General features: G+C 59.2%; 22 protein-coding genes and 1 other RNA gene. 9 read left to right on the top strand and 14 right to left on the bottom strand.

Going from position 1 to position 23,959, the window contains the following annotated elements:
* Positions 1-101 precede the first annotated feature (101 nt).
* From bglA to ABLX76_RS18700, 5 genes are all read left to right on the top strand, one after another.
* Positions 102-1,535 (top strand): 6-phospho-beta-glucosidase BglA, encoded by a 1,434-nt coding sequence (gene bglA, locus ABLX76_RS18720; protein WP_023290972.1) that lies wholly within the window; start codon positions 102-104, stop codon positions 1,533-1,535.
* A gap of 124 nt (positions 1,536-1,659) precedes the next feature.
* The gene (locus ABLX76_RS18715) at positions 1,660-2,019 is read left to right on the top strand and encodes a hypothetical protein (RefSeq protein ID WP_023290973.1); all 360 of its coding nucleotides are present in this window, start codon (positions 1,660-1,662) and stop codon (positions 2,017-2,019) included.
* 49 nt (positions 2,020-2,068) lie between these two features.
* Complete coding sequence (locus ABLX76_RS18710) at positions 2,069-4,078, top strand: protein-disulfide reductase DsbD domain-containing protein (RefSeq protein WP_348875055.1); 2,010 nt, start codon at positions 2,069-2,071, stop codon at positions 4,076-4,078.
* A gap of 1 nt (position 4,079) precedes the next feature.
* The gene (locus ABLX76_RS18705; protein ID WP_023290975.1) at positions 4,080-4,691 is read left to right on the top strand and encodes a thioredoxin domain-containing protein; all 612 of its coding nucleotides are present in this window, start codon (positions 4,080-4,082) and stop codon (positions 4,689-4,691) included.
* A complete protein-coding gene (locus ABLX76_RS18700) occupies positions 4,681-5,184 on the top strand; it encodes a protein disulfide oxidoreductase (protein ID WP_348875054.1) in 504 nt (167 codons plus the stop codon). Before ABLX76_RS18705 ends, ABLX76_RS18700 begins: the two co-directional genes overlap by 11 nt.
* Positions 5,185-5,300: 116 nt before the next feature.
* Here the strand turns inward: ABLX76_RS18700 and ABLX76_RS18695 are convergent, their stop codons facing one another.
* The 8 genes from ABLX76_RS18695 to ABLX76_RS18660 all read right to left on the bottom strand — a co-directional run bounded on the left by ABLX76_RS18695 (position 5,301) and on the right by ABLX76_RS18660 (position 15,362).
* Positions 5,301-6,044: an SDR family oxidoreductase gene (locus tag ABLX76_RS18695; protein ID WP_023290977.1), complete on the bottom strand. Its 744-nt coding sequence runs from the start codon at positions 6,042-6,044 to the stop codon at positions 5,301-5,303.
* A gap of 61 nt (positions 6,045-6,105) precedes the next feature.
* On the bottom strand, positions 6,106-8,979 hold the full coding sequence (gcvP, locus tag ABLX76_RS18690; protein WP_023290978.1) for an aminomethyl-transferring glycine dehydrogenase: 2,874 nt from the start codon (positions 8,977-8,979) through the stop codon (positions 6,106-6,108).
* A gap of 145 nt (positions 8,980-9,124) precedes the next feature.
* Positions 9,125-9,514, bottom strand: coding sequence for a glycine cleavage system protein GcvH (gene gcvH / locus ABLX76_RS18685; protein ID WP_348875052.1), 390 nt, complete (start codon positions 9,512-9,514; stop codon positions 9,125-9,127).
* Between the two features lie 24 nt (positions 9,515-9,538).
* Entirely contained in the window at positions 9,539-10,633 is a 1,095-nt protein-coding gene (gene gcvT / locus ABLX76_RS18680; protein WP_086074968.1) for a glycine cleavage system aminomethyltransferase GcvT, read from the bottom strand.
* A gap of 422 nt (positions 10,634-11,055) precedes the next feature.
* A complete protein-coding gene (gene ubiI, locus ABLX76_RS18675; RefSeq protein WP_348875050.1) occupies positions 11,056-12,258 on the bottom strand; it encodes an FAD-dependent 2-octaprenylphenol hydroxylase in 1,203 nt (400 codons plus the stop codon).
* Positions 12,259-12,268: 10 nt separating this feature from the next.
* The gene (gene ubiH, locus ABLX76_RS18670) at positions 12,269-13,447 is read right to left on the bottom strand and encodes a 2-octaprenyl-6-methoxyphenyl hydroxylase (RefSeq protein ID WP_218810592.1); all 1,179 of its coding nucleotides are present in this window, start codon (positions 13,445-13,447) and stop codon (positions 12,269-12,271) included.
* Positions 13,444-14,760, bottom strand: coding sequence for a Xaa-Pro aminopeptidase (pepP, locus tag ABLX76_RS18665; RefSeq protein ID WP_004205299.1), 1,317 nt, complete (start codon positions 14,758-14,760; stop codon positions 13,444-13,446). The genes ubiH and pepP overlap by 4 nt, the downstream gene beginning before the upstream one ends.
* A gap of 23 nt (positions 14,761-14,783) precedes the next feature.
* Complete coding sequence (locus ABLX76_RS18660) at positions 14,784-15,362, bottom strand: YecA family protein (RefSeq protein WP_002916486.1); 579 nt, start codon at positions 15,360-15,362, stop codon at positions 14,784-14,786.
* A 166-nt stretch (positions 15,363-15,528) separates the two neighbouring features.
* Between ABLX76_RS18660 and zapA the strand changes: the two genes are divergently transcribed.
* From zapA to ABLX76_RS18645, 3 genes are all read left to right on the top strand, one after another.
* The gene (gene zapA / locus ABLX76_RS18655; RefSeq protein ID WP_004205298.1) at positions 15,529-15,858 is read left to right on the top strand and encodes a cell division protein ZapA; all 330 of its coding nucleotides are present in this window, start codon (positions 15,529-15,531) and stop codon (positions 15,856-15,858) included.
* Between the two features lie 41 nt (positions 15,859-15,899).
* Positions 15,900-16,083: non-coding RNA, 6S RNA (gene ssrS, locus ABLX76_RS18650), on the top strand.
* A gap of 99 nt (positions 16,084-16,182) precedes the next feature.
* Positions 16,183-16,779 carry a 5-formyltetrahydrofolate cyclo-ligase gene (locus tag ABLX76_RS18645; RefSeq protein WP_348875048.1) on the top strand — a complete coding sequence of 199 codons (597 nt, stop codon included), beginning with the start codon at positions 16,183-16,185 and terminating at the stop codon, positions 16,777-16,779.
* Between the two features lie 83 nt (positions 16,780-16,862).
* Here the strand turns inward: ABLX76_RS18645 and serA are convergent, their stop codons facing one another.
* Both serA and rpiA read right to left on the bottom strand, forming a co-directional pair.
* Entirely contained in the window at positions 16,863-18,095 is a 1,233-nt protein-coding gene (gene serA / locus ABLX76_RS18640) for a phosphoglycerate dehydrogenase (protein WP_008806446.1), read from the bottom strand.
* A 269-nt stretch (positions 18,096-18,364) separates the two neighbouring features.
* Positions 18,365-19,024 carry a ribose-5-phosphate isomerase RpiA gene (gene rpiA, locus ABLX76_RS18635; protein WP_002916495.1) on the bottom strand — a complete coding sequence of 220 codons (660 nt, stop codon included), beginning with the start codon at positions 19,022-19,024 and terminating at the stop codon, positions 18,365-18,367.
* A 167-nt stretch (positions 19,025-19,191) separates the two neighbouring features.
* Between rpiA and argP the strand changes: the two genes are divergently transcribed.
* On the top strand, positions 19,192-20,085 hold the full coding sequence (gene argP / locus ABLX76_RS18630) for a DNA-binding transcriptional regulator ArgP (RefSeq protein WP_002916497.1): 894 nt from the start codon (positions 19,192-19,194) through the stop codon (positions 20,083-20,085).
* A 54-nt stretch (positions 20,086-20,139) separates the two neighbouring features.
* On the opposite strand, the gene ABLX76_RS18625 is transcribed toward argP, so the two are convergent.
* The 4 genes from ABLX76_RS18625 to fbaA all read right to left on the bottom strand — a co-directional run bounded on the left by ABLX76_RS18625 (position 20,140) and on the right by fbaA (position 23,902).
* The gene (locus tag ABLX76_RS18625) at positions 20,140-20,898 is read right to left on the bottom strand and encodes an oxidative stress defense protein (protein WP_023290983.1); all 759 of its coding nucleotides are present in this window, start codon (positions 20,896-20,898) and stop codon (positions 20,140-20,142) included.
* 89 nt (positions 20,899-20,987) lie between these two features.
* Complete coding sequence (argO, locus tag ABLX76_RS18620; RefSeq protein ID WP_048298259.1) at positions 20,988-21,623, bottom strand: arginine exporter ArgO; 636 nt, start codon at positions 21,621-21,623, stop codon at positions 20,988-20,990.
* A 151-nt stretch (positions 21,624-21,774) separates the two neighbouring features.
* Positions 21,775-22,632: a small-conductance mechanosensitive channel MscS gene (locus tag ABLX76_RS18615; protein ID WP_023290985.1), complete on the bottom strand. Its 858-nt coding sequence runs from the start codon at positions 22,630-22,632 to the stop codon at positions 21,775-21,777.
* Positions 22,633-22,822: 190 nt separating this feature from the next.
* Entirely contained in the window at positions 22,823-23,902 is a 1,080-nt protein-coding gene (gene fbaA, locus ABLX76_RS18610; RefSeq protein WP_008806452.1) for a class II fructose-bisphosphate aldolase, read from the bottom strand.
* Between the last annotated feature and the right edge of the window lie 57 nt (positions 23,903-23,959).

Genomic DNA, 23,959 nt, shown 5'->3' with positions numbered 1-23,959 from the left:
TTCGATGTAACATATTACGTTTGGCGTAATTTGTTATATCGTGACATTCAATTTCACTTTGCTAGACTCGAGAGCAATAGTTATTAGAGAGATTAGCCAGGATGAAAAAATTAACCCTTCCGAAAGATTTTTTATGGGGCGGCGCGGTTGCCGCGCATCAGGTTGAAGGCGGCTGGGATCAGGGCGGCAAAGGCCCGAGCATCTGCGACGTGCTGACCGGCGGGGCGCACGGCGTGCCGCGTGAAATCACCCACCAGGTTGAAGCCGGCAAATATTACCCCAACCACGAAGCGGTGGATTTCTACGGCCGCTACAAAGAAGACATCAAACTGTTCGCCGAGATGGGCTTCAAATGCTTCCGTACCTCCATCGCCTGGACCCGCATCTTCCCGCAGGGCGACGAGACCCAGCCGAATGAAGAGGGGCTGAAGTTCTACGACGACATGTTCGACGAGCTGCTGAAGTACAACATCGAGCCGGTGATCACCCTCTCCCACTTCGAGATGCCCCTGCACCTGGTGCAGCAGTACGGCGGCTGGACCAACCGTAAAGTGGTCGATTTCTTTGTGCGCTTCGCCGAAGTGGTCTTCGAGCGCTATAAGCACAAAGTGAAATACTGGATGACCTTCAACGAGATCAATAACCAGCGTAACTGGCGCGCACCGCTGTTCGGCTACTGCTGCTCCGGGGTGGTTTATACCGAGCATGACAACCCGGAAGAGACCATGTACCAGGTGCTGCACCATCAGTTCGTCGCCAGCGCGCTGGCGGTGAAAGCGGCGCGTGGTATTAACCCGGACATGCAGGTCGGCTGCATGCTGGCGATGGTCGCCCTCTACCCTTACTCCTGCAAACCGGAAGATGTGATGTTTGCTCAGGAGTCGATGCGCGAGCGCTACGTCTTTACCGACGTTCAGCTGCGCGGTTACTATCCGAGCTATGTGCTGAATGAGTGGGAGCGCCGCGGCTTCAACATCAAGATGGAGGATGGCGACGCGCAGATCCTGCGCGAAGGCACCTGCGCTTATCTTGGCTTCAGCTACTACATGACCAACGCGGTAAAAGCCGAAGGCGGCACCGGCGACGCCATTTCCGGCTTCGAAGGCAGCGTGCCGAATCCGCACGTCAAAGCCTCCGACTGGGGCTGGCAGATTGACCCGGTCGGTCTGCGCTATTCCCTGTGTGAATTGTATGAGCGCTACCAGAAGCCGCTGTTTATCGTCGAGAACGGCTTTGGCGCCTACGACAAAGTCGAAGCCGACGGCAGCATCAATGATGACTACCGCATTGACTACCTGCGCGCCCACGTCGAAGAGATGATGAAAGCCGTCACCTACGACGGCGTCGATCTGATGGGCTATACCCCGTGGGGCTGCATCGACTGCGTCTCCTTCACCACCGGCCAGTACAGCAAACGCTACGGCTTCATCTACGTCAACAAACACGACGACGGCACCGGCGATATGTCCCGCTCGCGCAAGAAGAGCTTCAACTGGTACAAAGAGGTCATCGCCAGCAACGGTGAGAATCTGTAATTGACTGCCCTCTCCCGGCCGGGAGAGGGCAAATCGCTTATCCGCCAGACACTTCTTTACAGCTTTACCATTGCCAAAACGCGTTCGCCCGATAAGATATGCCTCGTGAATATTTGAGGCGCTCATGATTAAGCGACAACGCAAAGCCATTCTTTTTGTCCTCCTGGCCTGTCTGGTGGTGCTGGTCTGCACCGCCCAGCGAATGGCCGGGATGCACGCGCTGGTCATGAACCTCGCTGCCGACAGCCCGTCGCTACAGCAAACCCAGGATAAGGCCGACGCGCCGGTCACGCCGTGCGAGCTCAGCGCCAAGTCGCTGATGGCCGTCCCGCCGATGCTGTTCGAAGGGGCGCTTTTGGCTATCACCCTGCTGCTGGCGGTGCTGGCGGCGATCCCGCCGCGTATCGAACGCCAGTGGCCTCCCCGCGTTATCTCCCCGCCCCGATTGCGGGTGCATCTGCGATTATGCGTCTTCCGTGAGTGAGTGATTTTCCTGACAGTTCAGGTTAATTCATCATTTATGGAGCAAATTTATGTCTATGTTATTCAGGCGACTACTGGTCTGCCTGCTTTGGCTATGGCTGCCCGTCAGCCAGGCCGCCGACAGCGGCTGGCTACGCGCCGCCGATAATCAACACGCCAGCGTGCGCCTGCGGGCGCAAACCGAGAGCAATGGCGATACCCGCCTGCTTTTAGACGTGGCGCTAGAAAAGGGCTGGAAAACCTACTGGCGCTCGCCAGGGGAAGGCGGCGTCGCGCCGGCTATCGCCTGGGGCACGCCGCTGGCGGTTGACTGGCGCTGGCCGACGCCGCAGCGTTTCGACGTTGCGGGCATTTCCACTCAGGGGTATCACGGCGACGTCAGCTTCCCGATGACCCTGCACGGGAAGATACCGCCGACGCTCAGCGGCGTACTGACATTATCCACCTGCAGCAATGTCTGCATTCTCACTGACTATCCCTTTTCGCTGGATATGACGGCCCCGCCAGGGGAGGGTTTTGCCTACGATTACACCCGTGCGATGGGCACGCTGCCGCTGCGCGATGGCATGACTTCGCAGCTGAGCGCCAGCTACGTCAGCGGCAAACTGACGGTGACCGCCCGCCGTGATGCCGGCTGGCAGCAGCCAGCGCTGTTTATCGACAGCATGGAGGATGTCGATTTCGGCAAGCCGAGCTTTTCCACCCGCGGCGATACGCTGACCGCCAGCGTGCCGATCACCGACAGCTGGGGCGAAGCGGCGCCGGATCTACGCGGTAAAACGTTGTCGCTGGTGCTGGCGGATAGCGGCCAGGCGCAGGAAAGCCAGCTCGCTATCAGCGCAGGCAGCGCCGCGCCGGGAGCGGCGTTAGGCTGGGTGCTGCTGATGGCGCTGGCCGGGGGGCTTATCCTCAATGTAATGCCCTGCGTCCTGCCGGTGCTGGCGATGAAGCTCGGCTCGCTGGTGCAAACCGAACATCGCGAACGCGGCGCGGTGCGCCGACAGTTCCTCGCCTCGGCGTGCGGGATCGTCGTCTCGTTCCTGGCGCTGGCGCTGATGATGACCGCGCTACGCCTGGGTAATCAGGCGCTCGGCTGGGGGATCCAGTTCCAGAACCCGTGGTTTATCGGCGCCATGGCGCTGGTGATGGTCCTGTTCAGCGCCAGTCTGCTGGGGCTGTTCGAAATCCGCCTCTCCTCCACCGCCAGCACCTTCCTCGCCACCCGAGGCGGCAACGGCTTAATGGGCCATTTCTGGCAGGGCGCCTTCGCCACCCTGCTGGCGACGCCCTGCACCGCGCCGTTCCTCGGCACCGCCGTGTCGGTGGCGCTGGTGGCGCCGCTGCCGCTGCTGTGGGGGATTTTCTTCGCCATGGGGATCGGTATGAGCCTGCCGTGGCTGCTGATCGTCGCCTGGCCGGGGCTGGCGCAACGCCTTCCGCGCCCAGGCCGCTGGATGAATCATCTGCGGGTGGCGCTGGGGGTGATGATGCTGGGCTCGGCGCTATGGCTGGTCAGCCTGCTGACGATCCACATCGGCCGTACCCCGGTGCTTACCCTGCTGGTGATACTGACCGTAGCCCTGCTGCTGGCCACCGCCTGGCGCTACCGCTGGCGGACAGCGCTGCGCGCAGGGGCTCTGGCCATCGTGGTGGCCGGCGCCGTCGCCTTTGTCTCCCGGCCTGACGGCGAGGGCCCGCGCCGCGACCGGGTTAACTGGCAGCCGCTCAGCGAGCAGGCTATCGCCAGCGCCCTGGCGGAACATAAGCGGGTGTTTATTGATGTCACCGCCGACTGGTGCGTGACCTGTAAAGCCAATAAATACAATGTGCTGCTGCGCGATGACGTCCAGCAGGCGCTGTTAGCGCCGGACGTGGTCGCCCTGCGCGGCGACTGGAGCCGCCCCTCCGCCACGATTAGTCAGTTTTTAACCGACCGCGGCAGCGCCGCGGTGCCGTTTAACCAGATTTACGGACCGGGATTGCCGCAGGGAGAGATCCTGCCTGCGCTGTTAGATCGCGAACACCTCCTCGCCACCCTGTCTGCCGCCAAAGGAAACTAACATGAGAGCTATCACCGCCTTATTACTGCTGTGCGTATCCGCCTTCAGCTTCGCCGCCCCGGCGGAAGAACCACCAGCAAACGGTAATGACCAGCTGGCGCAGCTGCTGTTTAACGATCCGAACAGCCCGCGCACCGGCGCCAAAGCGCCGAAGCTGACGATCGTCTCGTTTACCGATTACAACTGTCCTTACTGTAAACAGTTTGATCCGATGCTGGAAAAAATCGTCCACGATAACCCGGACATCCAGCTGATCGTGAAGCTGCTGCCGTTCAAGGGGCAAAGTTCGGTCAATGCCGCCAAAGCGGCGCTCTCTACCTGGCGCCAGCAGCCCGATAAGTTCTGGGCGCTGCATCAGCGGCTGATGGCGAAAAAAGGCTATCACGATGACGCCAGCATCGCCGCGGCGCAGAAGAAAACCGCCACCGACAGCGTCAGTCTTGATGACAAGACCATGGATTCGCTGAAGATGAACCTGATTTTGTCGCAGGTGCTGAATATTCAGGGCACCCCGGCAACGATCATCGGCGATCAGATGGTCGCCGGGGCGATCCCTGCTGACGAACTGGAGGGGCTGGTGAAAGAGCAGCTGGCGAAAGCCCGTGGCCAGTAAGCTCCGGCGCTGGCTGCGTGAGCTGGCGGTGTGGCTGCTGATTGGCGCGGCGGTGGGCCTGGCGGTGGATTATTTTCGCCAGCCCGCGCTGCCGCAAAACGTCAGCGCCACATCGCTGCGCACCCTCGACGGCAGGGCGGTGGATCTGAACGCCATGAGCCAGCAAAAGCCGCTGCTGCTGTACGTCTGGGCCACCTGGTGCGGGGTCTGTCGCTACACCACGCCGTCGGTGGAATCGCTTGCCGCCGATGGCGGCAATGTGCTGACCGTGGCCCTGCGATCCGGCGATAACGCCGCGCTGGAGACGTGGCTTGCCAAAAAGAAACTGGCGCTGCCGACGGTGAATGACCCGAGCGGCCAGCTGGCGCGGCAGTGGGACATTCGGGTGACGCCAACGCTGGTGGTGATTTCTCGAGGCGAGGTGAAGTCGGTTACCACCGGCTGGACCAGCGGCTGGGGAATGCGTCTGCGGCTGTGGCTGGCCTCCTGGTAGGCCAGCCACTTTACCGGACTTTATGCCGGGTGGCGGCTACGCCTTACCCGGCCTACCGTTCGCCTTACCCCCATGCCCGGCAAACGCAGCGCCGCCGGGCAATTGACATCAGCGGGTTATTTACCGCCCGCCAGTTCGAGGAAACTGCCCGTCACATAGGACGCTTTGTCGCTCAGCAGCCAGGCAATGGCCTGAGCGACCTCTTCCGGCTGACCGCCGCGCCGCATCGGCAGCGAATGCTTCACCCGATCCACGCGCCCCGGTTCGCCGCCGGAGGCGTGCATCTCGGTATAAATCAGGCCAGGGCGCACGCCATTTACCCGGATCCCCTGCGCCGCCACCTCCAGCGCCAGCCCGGTGGTCAGGGTATCCACCGCCCCTTTCGACGCAGCGTAATCAACATATTCTCCCGGCGAGCCAAGGCGCGACGCCGCCGACGACACGTTAACTATCGCCCCGCCCTTGCCGCCATGCTGATGCGCCATGCGCTTGACCGCTTCGCGGCAGCAGAGGAAATAGCCGGTCACGTTGGTCGCCAGCACGCGGTTAATGCGCTCGGCGCTCAGGCTCTCCACCGTACACTGGGTAAAGAGGATCCCGGCGTTGTTGACCAGCGCCGTCAGCGGCTCGCCCATGCGGTCAATCGCCTCAAACATCGCCATCACCTGCGCTTCATCACTGATATCCGCCCGCAGCGCCGTGGCTTTGCCGCCGGCGGCAACAATGGTATTCACCACCTCGGTGGCAGCGTTAATATTGTGATGATAATTGACCGCGACAGTATACCCTTCCTGCGCCAGCAGCAGCGCCGTCGCCCGGCCTATTCCGCGGCTCGCGCCGCTAATCAGTGCTATCCCCATGCTTTTCTCCCAAAAAATAAAGGCGCCGCAGCGCCTTTAAAAGTATAGCTAATTCCGCACGTTACTGATATTCGCTCATCGGCACGCAGGAGCAGAACAGATTACGGTCGCCGTACACGTCGTCCAGGCGTTTCACCGTCGGCCAGTATTTGTTGTGCAGGCCCGCCGGGAATACCGCCAGCTCGCGGCTGTACGGATGGTTCCATTCCCCAACGATCTCACCCTGGGTATGCGGCGCGTTCACCAGCGGGTTGTCTTCCAGCGGCCATTCACCGGCTTTGACGCGGTCGATCTCCGCGCGGATCGCCAGCATCGCGTCGATAAAGCGGTCCAGCTCCACCTTGCTTTCCGATTCCGTCGGCTCAACCATCAGCGTACCCGCTACCGGGAAGGACATGGTCGGCGCATGGAAGCCAAAGTCGATCAGGCGCTTGGCGATATCCAGCTCGCTAATGCCGGTCTCTTCTTTCAGCGGACGAATATCGAGAATACATTCGTGCGCCACGCGACCATCGCGACCGGTGTAGAGCACCGGGTAGGCGTCTTTCAGACGGGTAGCGATATAGTTGGCGTTAAGGATCGCATTCTGGCTCGCCTGCTTCAGCCCTTCCGCGCCCATCATACGGATATACATCCAGCTGATCGGCAGGATGGACGCGCTGCCGAACGGCGCAGCGGAAACCGCGCCCTGACGGGTCAGCATCCCTTCAATCTGCACCACGCTGTGACCCGGCACGAACGGCGCCAGGTGCGCTTTCACGCCGATTGGGCCCATACCCGGGCCGCCGCCGCCGTGCGGAATGCAGAACGTTTTATGCAGGTTGAGGTGCGAAACGTCAGCGCCGATAAAGCCCGGAGAGGTGATCCCGACCTGGGCGTTCATGTTGGCGCCGTCAAGGTAAACCTGGCCGCCGAACTGGTGCACGATCTCGCACACTTCGCGAATGGTCTCTTCATATACGCCGTGGGTCGACGGATAGGTGACCATGATGCAGGAGAGATTCGCTCCCGCCTGCTCTGCTTTTTCACGCAGGTCGGCGAGATCGATGTTGCCGTTTTTGTCGCACGCCACCACCACCACCTGCATACCCGCCATCTGCGCGGAAGCCGGGTTGGTGCCGTGCGCGGAGCTTGGGATCAGGCAGATATCGCGATGGCCTTCGTTGCGGCTCTCATGGTAGTGGCGAATCGCCAGCAGGCCAGCATATTCGCCCTGCGCGCCGGAGTTCGGCTGCATGCAGACGGCGTCATAGCCGGTCAGTTTCACCAGCCAGTCGGAGAGCTGAGCGATCATCTGATGATACCCTTCCGCCTGCTCTACCGGGCAGAACGGGTGCAGCTCAGCGAACTCCGGCCAGGTGATGGGGATCATCTCCGCCGCGGCGTTCAGCTTCATGGTGCAGGAGCCCAGCGGGATCATCGCCTGGTTCAGCGCCAGATCTTTACGCTCCAGGGCGTGCATGTAGCGCATCATCTCGGTCTCGCTATGGTAGCGGTTGAACACCGGATGGGTGAGGATCGCATCGTCGCGCAGCATCGCCGCCGGGATGGAGCGGCTGTCCAGCGCCACGTCTTTATCCAGGGTATCGATGTCCAGACCATGATCGTCGCCGACGATGGCGCGGAACAGGTTGAGCACGTCTTCGCGGGTGGTCGCTTCATCGAGCGTAATGCCCACCGCGCCGTGAATATCGCTGCGCAGGTTAATCTGCAGGGCTTCGGCACGCGCCAGCACCGCGGCTTTATCCGCCACTTCCACGCACAGGGTGTCAAAGTAGTGGGCATGACGAAGCTTCAGCCCTTTCTTCTGCAGGCCATCGGCCAGAATGTCGGTCAGGCGATGAATGCGGCCTGCGATACGTTTCAGACCCGCCGGGCCGTGGAATACCGCGTACAGGCTGGCGATGTTGGCCAGCAGCACCTGCGAGGTACAAATGTTGGAGTTCGCTTTCTCGCGGCGGATGTGCTGTTCGCGAGTCTGCATCGCCATGCGCAGCGCGGTATTCCCCGCCGCATCTTTCGATACGCCGATAATCCGGCCCGGCATGGAGCGTTTGAATTCATCTTTCGCCGCGAAGAAGGCCGCGTGTGGGCCGCCATAGCCCATCGGCACGCCGAAGCGTTGGGCGGAGCCGAAGACGATATCCGCGCCCTGCTTGCCCGGCGCCGTCAGCAGCACCAGTGCCATAAAGTCGGCAGCGACGCTGACAATCACTTTGCGCGCTTTCAGCTCGGCGATCAGTTTGCTGTAATCGTGGATTTCGCCGGTGGTGCCCACCTGCTGCAGCAGCACGCCGAAGACATCCTGGTGATCGAGCACTTTGTCGGCGTCATCGACGATCACGTCGAAACCGAAGGTTTCCGCACGAGTGCGCACCACGTCCAGGGTTTGCGGATGGACGTCGGCGGCGACGAAGAAACGGTTGGCGTTTTTCAGTTTGCTGACGCGTTTGGCCATCGCCATCGCTTCGGCGGCGGCGGTCGCTTCATCGAGCAGCGAAGCGGAAGCAATATCCAGCCCGGTGAGATCCAGCGTAACCTGCTGGAAGTTGAGCAGCGATTCCAGACGGCCCTGGGAGACTTCCGGCTGGTAAGGGGTATAGGCGGTATACCAGCCCGGATTTTCCAGCATGTTGCGCTGAATAACCGGCGGCAGCTGCACGGCGGTGTAGCCCATGCCGATGTAAGACTTGAAGCGCTTGTTGCGACCGGCGATCGCCTTCAGCTCTGCCAGCGCGGCGAATTCGGTTGTCGCGTCGCCCACCTGCGGTGGGGTCGCCAGCTGGATATCCTGCGGCACAATCTGGCCGATCAGGGCGTTAAGCGAATCCGCGCCGACGGTCTTCAGCATCTCTTGCTGCTGCTGAGCGTCCGGGCCAATGTGACGTTCGATAAAGGCGTCGCGGTTTTCAAGCTGACTTAAAGTCTGAGTCATGAGCGATGGTTCCTGAAACGTGCGGTGAATCGTGATTGTCTGACTGGTTTGCCCGGCAAACGCTGATGCTTACCGGGCCTGAATACGCAAAATCATGCGCGCGGCAGGAAGCCAACGCCCCTGCAGCGTGAAGGATGAGACGTATTTATTCGTCTTCTAACAGAGCTTCATAGGCGGTCGCATCCAGCAGCGCGGCAACCTGCGCTTCATCGCTGGCTTTGATTTTGAAGATCCAGCCATCGGTGTACGGGTCGCTGTTGACCAGTTCCGGCGAGTTGTTCAGCTCTTCGTTAACGGCAACGATTTCACCGCTGATCGGGGCATAAATATCGGAAGCCGCCTTCACGGATTCGGCAACCGCGCAATCGGCGCCCGCTTCAACGGTGGCGCCCACTTCCGGCAGATCAACGAATACCATATCGCCCAGCAGCTCCTGCGCATGCTCGGTGATCCCGACGGTATAGGTGCCGTCCGCTTCTTTACGCAGCCACTCGTGTTCTTTGCTGTATTTCAGTTCTGCTGGTACGTTGCTCATCAATTCATCTCCAAAAAAGGGAAATCACACAATGGCTTTGCCATTGCGTACAAAACCAGGTTTAGTCACTTTTACCGGCATTTCACGGTTACGAATTTGCACCACCGCGGTGTCGCCAATCCCGGCCGGCACGCGAGCCAGCGCGATACTGTAGCCCAGGGTCGGCGAGAAGGTGCCGCTGGTGATAATGCCTTCTTTTTGATTACCGTCGCTATCGGTAAAACGTACCGGCAGGCCGCCGCGCAGGACGCCTTTCTCGGTCATCACCAGGCCAACCAGCTGTTCGGTGCCCTTTTCACGCTGCATCTCCAGCGCTTCGCGACCGATAAAGTTACGATCCGCCGGTTCCCAGGCAATAGTCCAGCCCATATTCGCCGCCAGCGGAGAGACGCCTTCGTCCATCTCCTGGCCATACAGGTTCATCCCGGCCTCCAGGCGCAGGGTATCGCGCGCGCCGAGACCGCACGGCTTAACGCCAGCGCCCAGCAGACCGCGCCAGAAATCCGCCGCCTGCTCGTTCGGCATGGCGATTTCATAACCCGCTTCGCCGGTATAGCCGGTGGTGGCGATAAACAGCTCGCCGGCCTGCACGCCGAAGAACGGCTTCATACCTTCCACGGCCTGACGCTGCGCATCGGTGAACAGCGTCGCCGCCTTCGCTTTCGCCTGTGGACCCTGGACCGCGATCAGCGACAGATCGTCGCGAACGATGATTTCAAGGCCGTAAGGTTCAGCTTGTTCGGAAATCCAGGCGAGGTCTTTTTCGCGGGTGGCGGAGTTAACAACGAGGCGGAAATAATCTTCAGAGAGGAAATAGACAATCAGGTCGTCGATGACGCCGGCGGAGGCGGTCAGCATGCCGGTGTAGAGCGCTTTGCCCGGGGTGGTGAGCTTCGCTACGTCGTTGGCCAGCAAATAGCGCAAGAACTCTCTGGTCCGGCTGCCGTGGAAATCAACGATGGTCATATGCGACACATCGAACATGCCTGCGTCGCCGCGCACCGCATGGTGCTCATCAATCTGGGATCCGTAATGCAGCGGCATCATCCAGCCATGGAAATCCACCATGCGCGCGCCGCACAGCGTGTGTTGTTCATACAACGGAGTCTGTTGAGCCATCTTTTCCTCATCGAATAAAACGGAACCAGCCACGAGATTGTCGGCGATTTTTCGCCACGAAATGGGGCGTCGGCATCGCTGACGGACACCGACGCAAACGTTCTCTTTTGCCTGAACTTACCACCGAACCCGGCGCTAAACCATAAGCTCATTCAGGGCATCACATTAGCTTATGACTAAAATCCGCCGAAAAGCCTACAGAGTTATTGACTGGAAAAAAGCGATTTACGCCACATAAAATTAACAATACCGCGGCTAGAATTAGGGAATGATGGTGTTTTATGCGATTTTATAGCCCTAATTTCTTTAACAAAAAAAAGGACGCATTAATAAAACTAATGCGAAAAAAGAGGTGAAATTAGAATATTTCAAATGAGGGGGAAAACCCGGCGCGCAGGCCGGGTGAAAGAAGTGTGACGCGGTTAACGTAACCAGGCAGGCAGATCGTTGAGGCCCATCGCCTGGCGAATCAACTGCGGTTTCACGCCCGGCAGCGTATCGGCCAGTTTCAGCCCCATGTCGCGGAGGAACTTCTTCGCCGGATGGCTACCGGAAAACATGTCGCGGAAGCCCTGCATACCCGCCAGCATCAGCGCGGCGCTGTGCTTGCGGCTGCGCTCGTAGCGGCGCAGATAAAGATGCTGGCCGATATCTTTGCCCTGGGCGTGCAGACGCTTCAGTTCGTCGATAAGCTCGGCCGCATCCATAAAGCCGAGGTTGACGCCCTGCCCGGCCAGCGGGTGGATGGTATGCGCGGCATCGCCGACCAGCGCCAGGCGGTGGGCGGCGAACTGGCGGGCATAGCGGCCGGTCAGCGGGAAGACTTCACGTGCGCTTTCCAGCTGGCAGAGGCCAAGGCCATTATCGAAGGCGATATTCAACGCCTGGCTAAAGGTGGCTTCATCAGCCTCCTGCATCCGCTGCGCCTCCGCCGGCGACAGCGACCAGACGATCGAGCACAGGTGCGGATCGCAGAGCGGCAGGAAGGCGAGGATCCCGTCTCCATGAAATACCTGGCGCGCCACCGCCTGATGCGGCTCAGCGGTACGGATAGTCGCCACCAGCGCGTGATGATGGTAATCCCAGAAGGTCAGCGGAATATCGGCTTTATTGCGCAGCCACGAATTCGCCCCATCGGCGCCGATCACCAGACGCGCGGTGAGCATGCTGCCGTCCTGCAGGCTGAGAAAGGCCTCATTTTCGCCCCACGCCACCTGCTGCAGTTGCGCAGGCGCCAGCAGGGTAACGTCGGCGCAGCGCTGCGCCTTCTGCCACAGCGCATAATGCACCACGGCGTTTTCAATAATATGGCCCAGATGGCTGAAGCCCATGCTCTGGTCATCAAAGCTAATGCGGCCGAAGCTGTCTTTGTCCCACACTTCCATTCCGTGATAGCAGCTGGCGCGTCGGGCAACGATCTCGCGCCAGACGTCCAGCTTCGTCAGCAGCTTTTCGCTGGCGGCGTTTATTGCCGACACGCGCAGCGCCGGCGGCGCATCATCGGCCAGCGGCTGCGGCTCCGCTTTCTCCAGCACCGCGACGCGCAGGCCGCTGCCCTGTAAACCGCAGGCTACCGCCAGCCCCACCATTCCACCGCCAACAATGGCAACATCAACACTTTGCACGTTCTACTCCTTAACGGGGAACCCAACCGAGGGTACGCTGCGCCAGCGCATCGCGCGCCGGGGTAAATAATTCCATGGCCATCAGACCGACATTGCGCCCCACCACCAGCGGCGCCCAACGGTTGGCAAACAGATGCACCAGCCCATCGGTCACGCCGATGGTGGCGGCTTTATCCCCTGTTCTGCGCGCCTGATAGCGACACAGCAGCGGATAATGGCCGACATCTTCGCCGCTGAGATGGGCGTCAGCGAGCAGCTCCGCCAGACTCATCACATCGCGCAGGCCGAGATTAAAGCCCTGCCCGGCAATCGGGTGCAGCGTCTGCGCCGCGTTACCAACCAGCGCCAGGCGGTGCGACACCGCGCGGCTGGCGGTGGTGAGGGCCAGCGGATAGACGCTGCGCTTCCCGGCGTGGGTAATGCGCCCCAAACGCCAGCCGAACGCCTGCTGCAGCTCCTGACAAAAGCGTTCGTCAGACCAGCTCAGCACCTCGTCGCGGCGCGACTGCGGATGACACCACACCAGCGAGCAGCGCCCTTGCGACATCGGCAGCATCGCCAGCGGGCCATGCTCGGTAAAACGTTCGAAAGCGCGGCCTTCGTGGGGCAGCGCGGTGCTTACGTTGGCGATAATCGCCAGTTGCTCATAGGGCTGCTGTTGCCAGCTGATGCCGCAGCGGGCGCCCAGCGACGAACGCGAACCGTCCGCCGCCACCAGCAGCTTGCCGCTGATCGTTTCGCCCCCGTCAAGGGTAAGGCTGACGCTCTCCTGGCTGCGGCTGACCGCTGCCACCTTCGCCGGGCAATGCAGCGTCACGCCCGGCGCCTCGCGCAGCAGGCTAAACAGTCGCTGGCCGACATCGTGGAGTTCAACCACCTGACCCAGCGCCGGCAGGCGATAATCCGCCGCCGCCAGATTCACAAAACCGGCATGGCCGCGGTCGCTGACGTGTACCCGCTGGATAGCCGTCGCCCGCTCGGCGAGACGTTGCCAGACACCGATGCGCGCCAGCTGCTGGCAGGTGCCGGCGGCCAGGGCGATCGCCCGGTCGTCGAAGCCGGGATGGCGAGCCGACTGGGGATCCTGCGCCTCAATCAGATGGACCGGCAGCGCGCCGCCGGTCAAACGGGAGATGGCCAGGGCGAGCGTCGCCCCGGTCATCCCGCCGCCGACGATCAGCACGCTCATGACTGGCGCGCCGCCGCCATCAGCGCTTCGATCTCATCCGCCTTCTTCACCACGCCGGCGGTGAGATTTTCGTTGCCGTCTTCGGTAATGACGATGTCATCTTCAATACGGATGCCGATGCCGCGGTACTGCGCCGGCACGTCGGCGTCGGCGGCGATATACAGCCCCGGTTCGACGGTCAGCACCATCCCCGGCTCCAGGACGCGAGAACGGTCGGTGTCGTAGTGACCGACATCGTGTACATCCAGCCCCAGCCAGTGGCTCAGACCGTGCATAAAGTACGGGCGGTGGGCATTGTTGGCGATCAGCTCGTCAACCTCGCCTTTGAGGATCCCCAGCCGCACCAGGCCGGTGATCATAATGCGCACCACTTCCTGGTTCACCTGGCAGATTGAGGTGCCCGGGCGATAGAGTTCCAGCGCGGTCTCCAGCGATTCCAGCACGATATCGTAGATTTCGCGCTGCGGCTGGCTGAATTTGCCGTTCACCGGGAAGGTGCGGGTAATGTCGCCGGCATAGCCGCGATACTCGCAGCCGGCGTCAATCAGCACTAAATCGCCGTCGCGCAGTTCAGATTCGTTTTCGGTGTAGTGCAGAATGCAGCCGTTTTCGCCGCCGCCAACGATGGTGTTATAGGAGGGGAAGCGCGCGCCGTGGCGATTGAATTCATGGAGAATTTCGCCCTCCAGCTGATACTCGAACATGCCAGGGCGGCATTTTTCCATCGCCCGGGTATGGGCCAGGGCGCTGATCTCCCCGGCGCGGCGCATCACGGCCAGCTCTTCCGCGGATTTGAACAGGCGCATCTCATGCACAATGGGCCGCCAGTCGATCACCGAGTTCGGCGCCTGCAGGTTCTGCCGCGAGCCTTTGCGGAGTTTTTCGAGGGCGTTGAACACAATCTCATCGGCATAGGCATATTCGCCTTGGGCAAAATAGATAGCGTCCAGACCGTTGAGCAGCTGATACAGCTGCTGGTTGATTTCGCTGAACGCCAGCGCCCGGTCAACGCCCAGCTTCGCCGGCGCGGCCTCCTGGCCCAGACGGCGACCGAACCAGATCTCAGCGGTCAGATCGCGAACCCGGTTGAACAGCACGCTATGGTTGTGGGTTTCATCGCTTTTAATCAACACCAGCAGCGCTTCCGGTTCGTTGAAGCCGGTGAAGTACCAGAAATCGCTGTTCTGCCGGTAGGGATATTCCGAATCTGCACTGCGCACCGCTTCCGGTGCGGCGAAAATCAGCGCCGCGCTGCCTGGCTGCATCTGCGCCAACAGCGCCTGGCGACGCGAGAGAAATTCCTGCTGAGTCATGACGCCCCCTGAACGAATTTTAGTTAGTGTAATGTCGGTTTGCGGACTTCCGGTGCGGTTGGCTGCTGACGCGCAAAGGTGTCGTGGCACAGCAGTGCGGCTACGCGGACATACTCGATAATCTCCTCCAGAGACATCTCCAGCTCTTCCTGATCTTCGTCTTCATCGTAGCCCAGTTGGGCAATATTACGCAGATCGTCAATCGCTTCCCCGGTTTCGTCTTTCACTTTATCCAGCTTCGGCTGGCTAACGCCAAGGCCGAGAAGGAAGTGGTTGACCCAGCCGGCGAGGGCGTCGGCGCGGTCAAAGACGCTCACCGCATCGCCTTCCGGCAGATACAGTTGAAAGAGGAAGCCGTCGTCATCCAGTGAGTCGCTGATGGCGGAATGCATGTTACGCAGCGCCTGGGCCAGCTCATGGCCGAAGGCGAGACCTTCGTTGGTCAGGTCGTGCACCAGCGGCTGCCAGCTGCTGTCCGTGTTGCCGCCGCACAGTAATCCGCTGATCAAACCGTGCATCTCGGCCGGGGTAAGCCCTACCCCTTGTTGGTTCAGTAACTGGTCTACATCGTTGTAACCAGGCATTTCGTTCTGTATAGACATGAGCATTCGTCATCGTTGGGAGGAATATTCATGGTATGCTACCACTTTGGACCCTGGTGAACCAGAATAGGGCTTGTATCTTCGCACCAGGGTAGCTATAGTGTCGCCCCTTCGCAGACCCGGGTCAGGGTGTGAAGGCAGCGCAGTCAATCAGCAGGAAGGTGGCATGTCTGCACAACCCGTAGATCTCCAAATTTTCGGCCGTTCACTGCGAGTGAATTGCCCGCCTGAACAAAGGGATGCCCTGAATCAGGCAGCTGAAGACCTTAATCAGCGGTTGCAAGATTTAAAAGAACGCACTAGAGTCACAAATACTGAGCAGCTGGTCTTCATCGCCGCGTTGAACATCAGCTATGAGTTGACTCAGGAAAAAGCGAAGACCCGCGACTACGCTTCCAGTATGGAGCAGCGCATTCGGATGCTTCAGCAGACCATCGAGCAAGCATTGCTTGAGCAAGGTCGCATAAGCGAAAGACCAGGGTCGAAGTTTGAATAACACTTTGCAGTTAACTGTGTTAGAGTAATTCCAGGAACAAAATTTCTCTGAGATGTTTGCAAGCGGGCCAGTCCCCTGAGCCGATATTTCATACCACAAGAATGTGGCGCTCCACGGTTGGTGAGCATGCTCGGTCCGTCCGAGAAGCCTTAAAACTGTGACGACACATTCACCTTGAACCAAGGGTTCAAGGGTTACAGCCTGCGGCGGCATCTCGGAGATTCCCTTCCTTACCTCGCATTATTTCCCCACGCCTGTTTTCGGCTGATGCCGCACTGTATTACACTGTTTTCTATTGTTACGCCTGCTCGCCATGAGACCTGCATGACTCTACAGCCCGATACCCTGCTCTCCCGCCAGCACATTCGCCAGCAGATCCGCGAGCGTCGACGCGCGCTCAGCCCTGAGCAACAGCGGCAGTTTGCCCTGCAGGCCGCAGAGCGGATGATGGCCTGGCCGCCGGTGGTTCTCGCCCACACCGTGGCGCTGTTTCTCTCCTTTGACGGCGAGCTGGACACCCAACCGCTGATCGACCAGCTCTGGCGGGCCGGTAAGCGAGTCTATCTCCCGGTGCTGCATCCGTTTAGCCCCGGTAACCTGCTGTTTTTACATTACCATCCGCAGAGCGAACTGATAGTAAATCGCCTGAAGATCCGCGAACCGAAGCTCGACGTGCGCGACGTGCTGCCGCTCGCTGATCTCGATGTGCTGGTCACCCCGCTGGTGGCCTTCGATGCCGTCGGCCAACGGCTGGGGATGGGTGGCGGTTTTTACGACCGGACGCTGCAAAACTGGCAGCAGTATCGTCTGCAGCCGGTGGGCTACGCGCATGACTGCCAGCAGGTGGACACCCTGCCGAGCGAAGAGTGGGATATCCCGCTGCCGGCGGTGATCACCCCGGGGAAAATCTGGTGTTGGTAGGTACGCGGGGACGAGAAATTCAGCCTGGAAGGTATTAACAAAAAAACGGGCAGGTACGCGACCTGCCCGAGAGGCAAAAATGATTAGAACAGCAGACGGGCGCGGATAGTCCCCGGGATCGCTTTCATTGCCTGCAGCGCCTGCTGGGCAACATCTTCTTCCGCTTCGATATCAATAACCACGTAGCCCATCTGCGGCGACGTTTGCAGATACTGGGCGGCAATGTTGATGCTCTGCGCGGCGAAGATCTGGTTGATGGCGGTCAGGACGCCCGGCCGGTTCTCATGGATGTGCAGCAGACGGCGGCCGCCGTGCAGCGGCAGAGAAACTTCCGGGAAGTTGACCGCCGACAGGGTTGACCCGTTGTCAGAGTACTTGGCCAGTTTGCCGGCCACTTCCAGACCGATGTTCTCCTGCGCTTCCTGAGTGGAGCCACCGATATGCGGAGTCAGGATCACGTTATCAAATTCGCACAGCGGCGAAGTGAAGGGGTCGCTGTTGGTCGCGGGTTCGGTCGGGAAGACGTCGATTGCCGCCCCGGCCAGATGCTTACTCGCCAGCGCATCGCATAGCGCCGGAATATCCACCACGGTACCGCGGGAGGCGTTGATCAGCAGCGCGCCCGGCTTCATCAGCGCCAGCTCTTCCGCGCCCATCATATTTTTGGTGGAGGCGTTTTCCGGCACGTGCAGGCTGACCACGTCGCTCATGTTCAGCAGGTCGGAGAGATGCTGTACCTGAGTGGCGTTGCCGAGCGGCAGTTTGTTTTCAATATCATAGAAGAAGACATGCATCCCCAGCGATTCCGCCAGAATGCCGAGCTGGGTGCCGATGTGGCCGTAACCGATAATCCCCAGTTTCTTGCCGCGCGCTTCAAAGCTCCCCACCGCCAGCTTATTCCATACGCCGCGATGCGCCTTGGCGTTGGCTTCCGGCACGCCGCGCAGCAGCAGCAGCAGCTCACCGATCACCAGCTCGGCCACCGAACGGGTATTGGAGAATGGCGCGTTAAACACTGGAATACCGCGCTTCGCGGCGGCGTTCAGATCCACCTGGTTGGTACCGATGCAGAAGCAGCCGACGGCAACCAGTTTTTCCGCCGCGGCGAAAATCTCTTCAGTCAGATGGGTACGGGAACGCAGGCCGATGAAATGGGCATCACGGATCGACGCTTTCAGCTGTTCGGAATCCAGCGCGCCTTTATGAAATTCAATGTTGGTGTAACCTGCCGCGCGAAGGCTATCGATTGCCTTTTGATGCACACCTTCAACCAGCAGAAATTTAATCTTGTCTTTTTCCAGTGATACCTTAGCCATTTCCCCGTCCTGTTTTGTCTTAACTGATGTCGTGCTGAACGAAAGTTCGTCTCAGCAACATATCAAAAAAAACTATCGCGGCAATATGAACGTTTGCGTCGCCGTCCTGAAGAAATGTCATTCAGAAGGAAATGGCAGGACAAAACACCAGAAAGATAATGAACGGTAGCGCGTTAATCAGAATGGTTGCACAAATGTGACAGAAGTCACTAAATTGCACCAGGTGAAAAAATATTTGCGAGGGAGCCGGTTGGCTCCCTGCGGACAGACTATTTTACGATGGTTTTCACACCGTCAGCGGTGCCGATCAGCGCCACGTCGGCGCCGCGATTGGCGAACAGCCCTACGGTCACGACGCCAGGAATGCCGTTAATCGCGTTTTCCAGCGCGATAGCATCGAGAATTTCCAGGCCGTGCACGTCAAGGATCACGTTGCCGTTATCGGTCACCACGCCCTGACGGTATTCCGGACGACCGCCCAGCTTGACCAGCTGGCGTGCAACGGCGCTGCGCGCCATCGGAATGACTTCAACCGGCAGCGGGAATTTGCCCAGAATATCGACCTGTTTGGAGGCATCGGCGATGCAGATAAATTTATCGGCCACCGAAGCGATGATCTTCTCACGGGTCAGCGCCGCGCCGCCGCCTTTGATCATCTGCATGTGACCGTTGATCTCATCCGCGCCGTCAACGTAGATCCCCAGGCGATCGACGCTGTTGAGATCGAAGACGGTGATCCCGAGGCTTTTCAGCTTCTCGGTGGAGGCATCGGAGCTGGAGACCGCCCCTTCGATCTGCCCTTTCATGGTGCCCAGCGCGTCAATAAAATGGGCCGCCGTCGAGCCGGTGCCAACGCCCACAATGGTCCCTGGCTGTACGTATTGCAGCGCTGCCCAACCTACCGCTTTTTTCAGTTCATCCTGCGTCATAATTATGGTCCGAGATGTGAATGCCTGTGGCGCATTATAGAACATCGACAGTGGAAATGTCCCTGCGATGCAGATCACACAACAGAGCAGACCAATTTCGTCTGTATCAAATAAAAATTTATGTCATAGTGCGAGATAACGATTAGTTATGGGGGCACGCCAGAATAATGAAACGACCGGACTACAGGACACTACAAGCGCTGGACGCGGTGATTAGAGAACGAGGATTTGAGCGCGCCGCGCAGAAGCTATGTATTACCCAGTCCGCCGTCTCACAGCGTATTAAGCAGCTGGAAAATATGTTCGGCCAGCCGCTGCTGGTACGTACCGTGCCGCCACGCCCAACCGAGCAAGGACAAAAATTGCTGGCTCTGTTGCGCCAGGTTGAACTGCTGGAAGAGGAGTGGCTGGGCGACGAGCAGACTGGCTCCACGCCGCTGTTGCTGTCGCTGGCGGTGAACGCCGACAGTCTGGCGACCTGGCTGCTGCCGGCGCTGGCTAATGTGCTGTCGGACTCCCCTATTCGTCTCAACCTGCAGGTGGAAGATGAAACCCGCACCCAGGAGCGCCTGCGCCGTGGCGAAGTGGTCGGCGCGGTAAGTATCCAGCCGCAGGCGCTGCCAAGCTGCCTGGTGGATCAGCTCGGCGCGCTCGATTACCTGTTTGTCGCCTCAAAAGAGTTTGCGCAACGCTACTTCCCGAACGGCGTAACGCGTTCGGCGCTGCTGAAAGCGCCGGTCGTCGCCTTCGACCATCTGGACGATATGCATCAGGCCTTTCTGCAGCAAAACTTCGACCTGCCGCCGGGCAGCGTCCCTTGCCATATCGTCAACTCGTCGGAAGCCTTCGTCCAGCTGGCGCGCCAGGGCACTACCTGCTGTATGATCCCGCATCTGCAGATCGAAAAAGAGCTCAACAGCGGCGAGCTTATCGATCTCACTCCCGGCCTGTTTCAGCGCCGTATGCTCTACTGGCACCGCTTTGCCCCGGAAAGCCGCATGATGCGGCGGGTGACCGATGCGCTCATCGACTACGGTCACAAGGTGCTGCGTCAGGATTAAACCGCGGGCATAAAAAAAGCCACTTCGCTGAAGTGGCTTTTTTGTTTCTATCGCTTACTGGGCCGGTTTCGGCGCTTCAGCCGGTTTCGCCGGTGCCGCGGCCTGCGCCGGCTGCAGTTCAAACACGACGTCGACCTGGTCGTCAAACTGGATAGTCGCCTGCTCGTAGGTTTCCTGGGCGGAAACCGGCGCAGCGTCAGCGGCCTTCATCATGCGAACCATCGGGCTCGGCTGATAATTAGAGACATGGTAGCGTACGCTGTACACTGGCCCCAGCTTGCTGTGGAAACCTGCGGCCAGCTCCTGCGCCTGGTGCACGGCGTCGTCGATCGCCGCTTTACGCGCTTTATCTTTGTAAGCGTCCGGTTGCGCAACGCCCAGCGAGACGGAGCGAATTTCGTTCAGACCGGCTTTCAGGGCGCCATCCAGCAGACCGTTGAGCTTATCCAGCTGGCGCAAGGTCACTTCGACGGTGCGCACCGCGCGATAGCCTTTCAGAATGCTTTTCCCGTTCTGATAGTCGTAATCAGGTTGGGTACGCAGATTCGCCGAGTTGATGTCTTTTTTCGCAATGCCGCTCTTTTCGAGGAAAGAGAGGTATTGCGCAACGCGATCGTCAGCCTGTTTTTTTGCCGATGCGGCATCTTTTGCCGCCACGTTCACTTCGATCGCCAGGGTAGCGATATCCGGAACCGCAGCAACGCTTGCTGTGCCTGAAGTCACAATGTGCGGACCGTCCGGCAATTCGCTGGCCTGTGCCGCCATCGTGCTAAATCCGAGTGTTGCCGCCAGGGCTAAGACTTTTAACTTCACTGTCGTTTCTCCATGTTACTTAAATCGCCCTTACGGGACGCATGCCAGCAAGCTTAGCGCGTACAGCAGGAAAGTCCATCGGACAACGCTTAGTTGAGCAACGCCTGGATATGGACGACGCCCTCTTTTGCCAGCTGAAACGCAATAAACCACATGACGGCGCCGACGACAATGTTGATGATCCGCTGGGCTCTGGCGGTACGCAGCCGCGGCGCCAGCCAGGCGGCCAACAGCGCCAGACCAAAGAACCACAGGAAAGAGGCGCTAATGGTTCCCAGCGCAAACCAGCGCTTCGGCTCCATCGCCAGCTGGCCTCCCAGGCTGCCCAGCACCACAAACGTATCCAGATAAACGTGCGGATTCAGCCAGGTGACCGCCAGCATAGTGATAATGATTTTCCAGCGCCCCTGCTGCATCGCCTCGGCGCTGGCGAGCTCAAGATTCTGACTGAACGCCGTCTTCAGCGCGCCAAAGCCGTACCACAGTAAAAAGGCCACGCCGCCCCAGGTCACGAGCGCCAGTAGCCAGGGGGACTGCATCAGCAGCGCGCTGCCGCCAAAAATGCCGGCGCAGATCAGCAGCAAGTCGCTGACGGCGCACAGCAGGGCAATCATCAGGTGATACTGACGACGGATGCCCTGATTCATCACGAAAGCATTTTGTGGGCCAAGCGGCAAAATCATTGCCGCTCCCAGGGCAAGGCCCTGAAAGTAATAGGTAAACATGAGGATTTTTCCGCTGTCTTCGAGAGTGGCGCTGACTATAACGCGAATAAATTATTAGCGGAAATTGAAAGTATTAATCATTAATAAGCGAAGCTAATAATGAGCCATTAAAAAAGGCCGGCATGGCCGGCCTGAGTCACTGAGTGGTGGTTTACTCGGCTTTTTCCGGCAGGCGCACCACATGAACATCCATCTGCGGATAAGGGAAGCTGATGCCATTGGCGTCAAATTCACGCTTGATGCGCTCGAGGATATCCCAGTAGACGTTTTGCAGATCGCTGCTTTTGCTCCACACGCGCACCACGAAGTTCACCGACGAGGCGCCGAGTTCGTTCAGGCGCACCGTCATTTCCCGATCGCGCAGAATACGATCGTCAGATTCGATAATCGAGGTCAGGAGCTGCTTCACCTTGTCGATATCGGCATCGTAAGAGACGCCGATAATAAACTCATTGCGGCGCGCCGGTTCGCGGGAGAAGTTAATGATGTTGCCGGCGATAATTTTGCCGTTCGGCACCACCACGATTTTGCCATCGACGGTACGCAGGGTCGTGGAGAAAATCTGCACATTCTGTACGGTACCCGCAATGCCGCCGAGATCGACATATTCACCGGCGCGGAACGGGCGGAACATCACCAGCAGTACGCCAGCCGCGAGGTTAGACAGTGACCCCTGCAGCGCCAGACCGACGGCTAAACCCGCGGCGCCCAGTACCGCAATGACCGAGGCGGTCTGCACGCCCACGCGGCCCAGGGCGGCAATCAGCGTAAAGGCGATAACCGCATAGCGCACCAGCGCGGAGAGAAAATCGGCAACGGTGGCGTCAATTTTACGCGCCAGCATCAGGCGGTTGACGGTGTTAGAGACGACGCGCGCCACGATCATCCCGACGATCAGGATAGCGATAGCCGCGACGATGTTGACGGCATAGCTCAGCAGCAGCTCCTGGTTGCGTGCCAGCCACGTCCCGGCGTGGTTGATGCTATCGACAACGTTCAAATCTTCCATTTAACATTCCTTATGAATCCCCCAGGGGGAAGTAAATAACTCAGCCTGCGACAGGGCAGTCAGGTTATAGGGTAAACAATAAGTGCACGTTTTGCCAAATGGATCACAGTTTTCTGCCGCGCTATCCTGTTGTTAAGCTAATAAAAAAGCCCGCATTGCTGCGGGCCTCAGGGTAAGAAACAGATTTTTCTTACAGAACGTCGATCGCGTTCAGCTCTTTAAATGCCTGCTCCAGACGAGTCACCATGGAAGTCTGTGCAGCACGCAGCCATACGCGCGGATCGTAGTATTTCTTGTTCGGCTGGTCTTCGCCTTTCGGGTTGCCCAGCTGGCCCTGCAGGTAAGCTTCGTTAGTTTTGTAGTACTGCAGGATACCGTCCCAGGTTGCCCATTGGGTGTCGGTATCGATGTTCATTTTCACTACGCCGTAGCTAACGGAGTCTTTGATTTCCTGAGCGGAAGAACCGGAACCGCCGTGGAAGACGAAGTTCAGGCTGTTGTGCGGCAGGTTGTGTTTCTTGGAAACATATTCCTGAGAGTCGCGCAGGATAGTCGGGGTCAGAACGACGTTACCCGGTTTGTACACGCCGTGTACGTTACCGAAGGAAGCGGCGATGGTGAAGCGCGGGCTGATTTTGCTCAGCTCGGTGTACGCGTAATCCACGTCTTCCGGCTGGGTGTACAGGGCGGAAGCGTCCATGTGGCTGTTGTCCACGCCGTCTTCTTCGCCACCGGTGCAACCCAGTTCGATTTCCAGGGTCATGTCCATTTTGGCCATGCGCGCCAGGTATTTAGAGCAGATTTCGATGTTTTCGTGCAGAGACTCTTCAGACAGGTCGATCATGTGAGAAGAGAACAGCGGTTTGCCGGTAGCGGCGAAGTGTTTTTCACCCGCGTCCAGCAGGCCGTCGATCCACGGCAGCAGTTTCTTCGCGCAGTGGTCAGTGTGCAGGATAACCGGCACGCCGTAGTGCTCAGCCATCTGGTGCACGTGGTGCGCGCCAGAGATAGCGCCGAGGATAGCAGCACCCTGAGGAACGTCAGTTTTCACGCCTTTACCTGCGATGAACGCCGCGCCGCCGTTAGAGAACTGAACGATAACCGGAGAGCGAACTTTCGCAGCAGCTTCCAGAACGGCGTTGATGGAGTCAGTACCTACGCAGTTTACCGCCGGCAGTGCAAAGTTGTTTTCTTTCGCTACCTGGAACACTTTCTGAACGTCGTCGCCAGTGATGACGCCCGGTTTTACGAAATCAAAAATTTTAGACATGTTACTTAGTCCTGTATCTGTATCTTCGACCGTTGAAGAAGGTTCGCGAGCCCTTAA

Source organism: Klebsiella sp. JB_Kp004 (genome assembly GCF_040065795.1).
GTDB lineage: Bacteria > Pseudomonadota > Gammaproteobacteria > Enterobacterales > Enterobacteriaceae > Klebsiella > Klebsiella quasipneumoniae.
This window is presented reverse-complemented; position numbering and strand designations above follow the sequence as displayed.

Coding starts and splice junctions, on each gene's coding strand:
- bglA (WP_023290972.1), top strand. CDS start 102: ATGAAAAAATTAACCCTTCCGAAAGATTTTTTATGGGGCGGCGCGGTT.
- ABLX76_RS18715 (WP_023290973.1), top strand. CDS start 1,660: ATGATTAAGCGACAACGCAAAGCCATTCTTTTTGTCCTCCTGGCCTGT.
- ABLX76_RS18710 (WP_348875055.1), top strand. CDS start 2,069: ATGTCTATGTTATTCAGGCGACTACTGGTCTGCCTGCTTTGGCTATGG.
- ABLX76_RS18705 (WP_023290975.1), top strand. CDS start 4,080: ATGAGAGCTATCACCGCCTTATTACTGCTGTGCGTATCCGCCTTCAGC.
- ABLX76_RS18695 (WP_023290977.1), bottom strand. CDS start 6,044: ATGGGGATAGCACTGATTAGCGGCGCGAGCCGCGGAATAGGCCGGGCG.
- gcvP (WP_023290978.1), bottom strand. CDS start 8,979: ATGACTCAGACTTTAAGTCAGCTTGAAAACCGCGACGCCTTTATCGAA.
- gcvH (WP_348875052.1), bottom strand. CDS start 9,514: ATGAGCAACGTACCAGCAGAACTGAAATACAGCAAAGAACACGAGTGG.
- gcvT (WP_086074968.1), bottom strand. CDS start 10,633: ATGGCTCAACAGACTCCGTTGTATGAACAACACACGCTGTGCGGCGCG.
- ubiH (WP_218810592.1), bottom strand. CDS start 13,447: ATGAGCGTGCTGATCGTCGGCGGCGGGATGACCGGGGCGACGCTCGCC.
- pepP (WP_004205299.1), bottom strand. CDS start 14,760: ATGACTCAGCAGGAATTTCTCTCGCGTCGCCAGGCGCTGTTGGCGCAG.
- ABLX76_RS18660 (WP_002916486.1), bottom strand. CDS start 15,362: ATGTCTATACAGAACGAAATGCCTGGTTACAACGATGTAGACCAGTTA.
- zapA (WP_004205298.1), top strand. CDS start 15,529: ATGTCTGCACAACCCGTAGATCTCCAAATTTTCGGCCGTTCACTGCGA.
- ABLX76_RS18645 (WP_348875048.1), top strand. CDS start 16,183: ATGACTCTACAGCCCGATACCCTGCTCTCCCGCCAGCACATTCGCCAG.
- serA (WP_008806446.1), bottom strand. CDS start 18,095: ATGGCTAAGGTATCACTGGAAAAAGACAAGATTAAATTTCTGCTGGTT.
- rpiA (WP_002916495.1), bottom strand. CDS start 19,024: ATGACGCAGGATGAACTGAAAAAAGCGGTAGGTTGGGCAGCGCTGCAA.
- argP (WP_002916497.1), top strand. CDS start 19,192: ATGAAACGACCGGACTACAGGACACTACAAGCGCTGGACGCGGTGATT.
- argO (WP_048298259.1), bottom strand. CDS start 21,623: ATGTTTACCTATTACTTTCAGGGCCTTGCCCTGGGAGCGGCAATGATT.
- ABLX76_RS18615 (WP_023290985.1), bottom strand. CDS start 22,632: ATGGAAGATTTGAACGTTGTCGATAGCATCAACCACGCCGGGACGTGG.
- fbaA (WP_008806452.1), bottom strand. CDS start 23,902: ATGTCTAAAATTTTTGATTTCGTAAAACCGGGCGTCATCACTGGCGAC.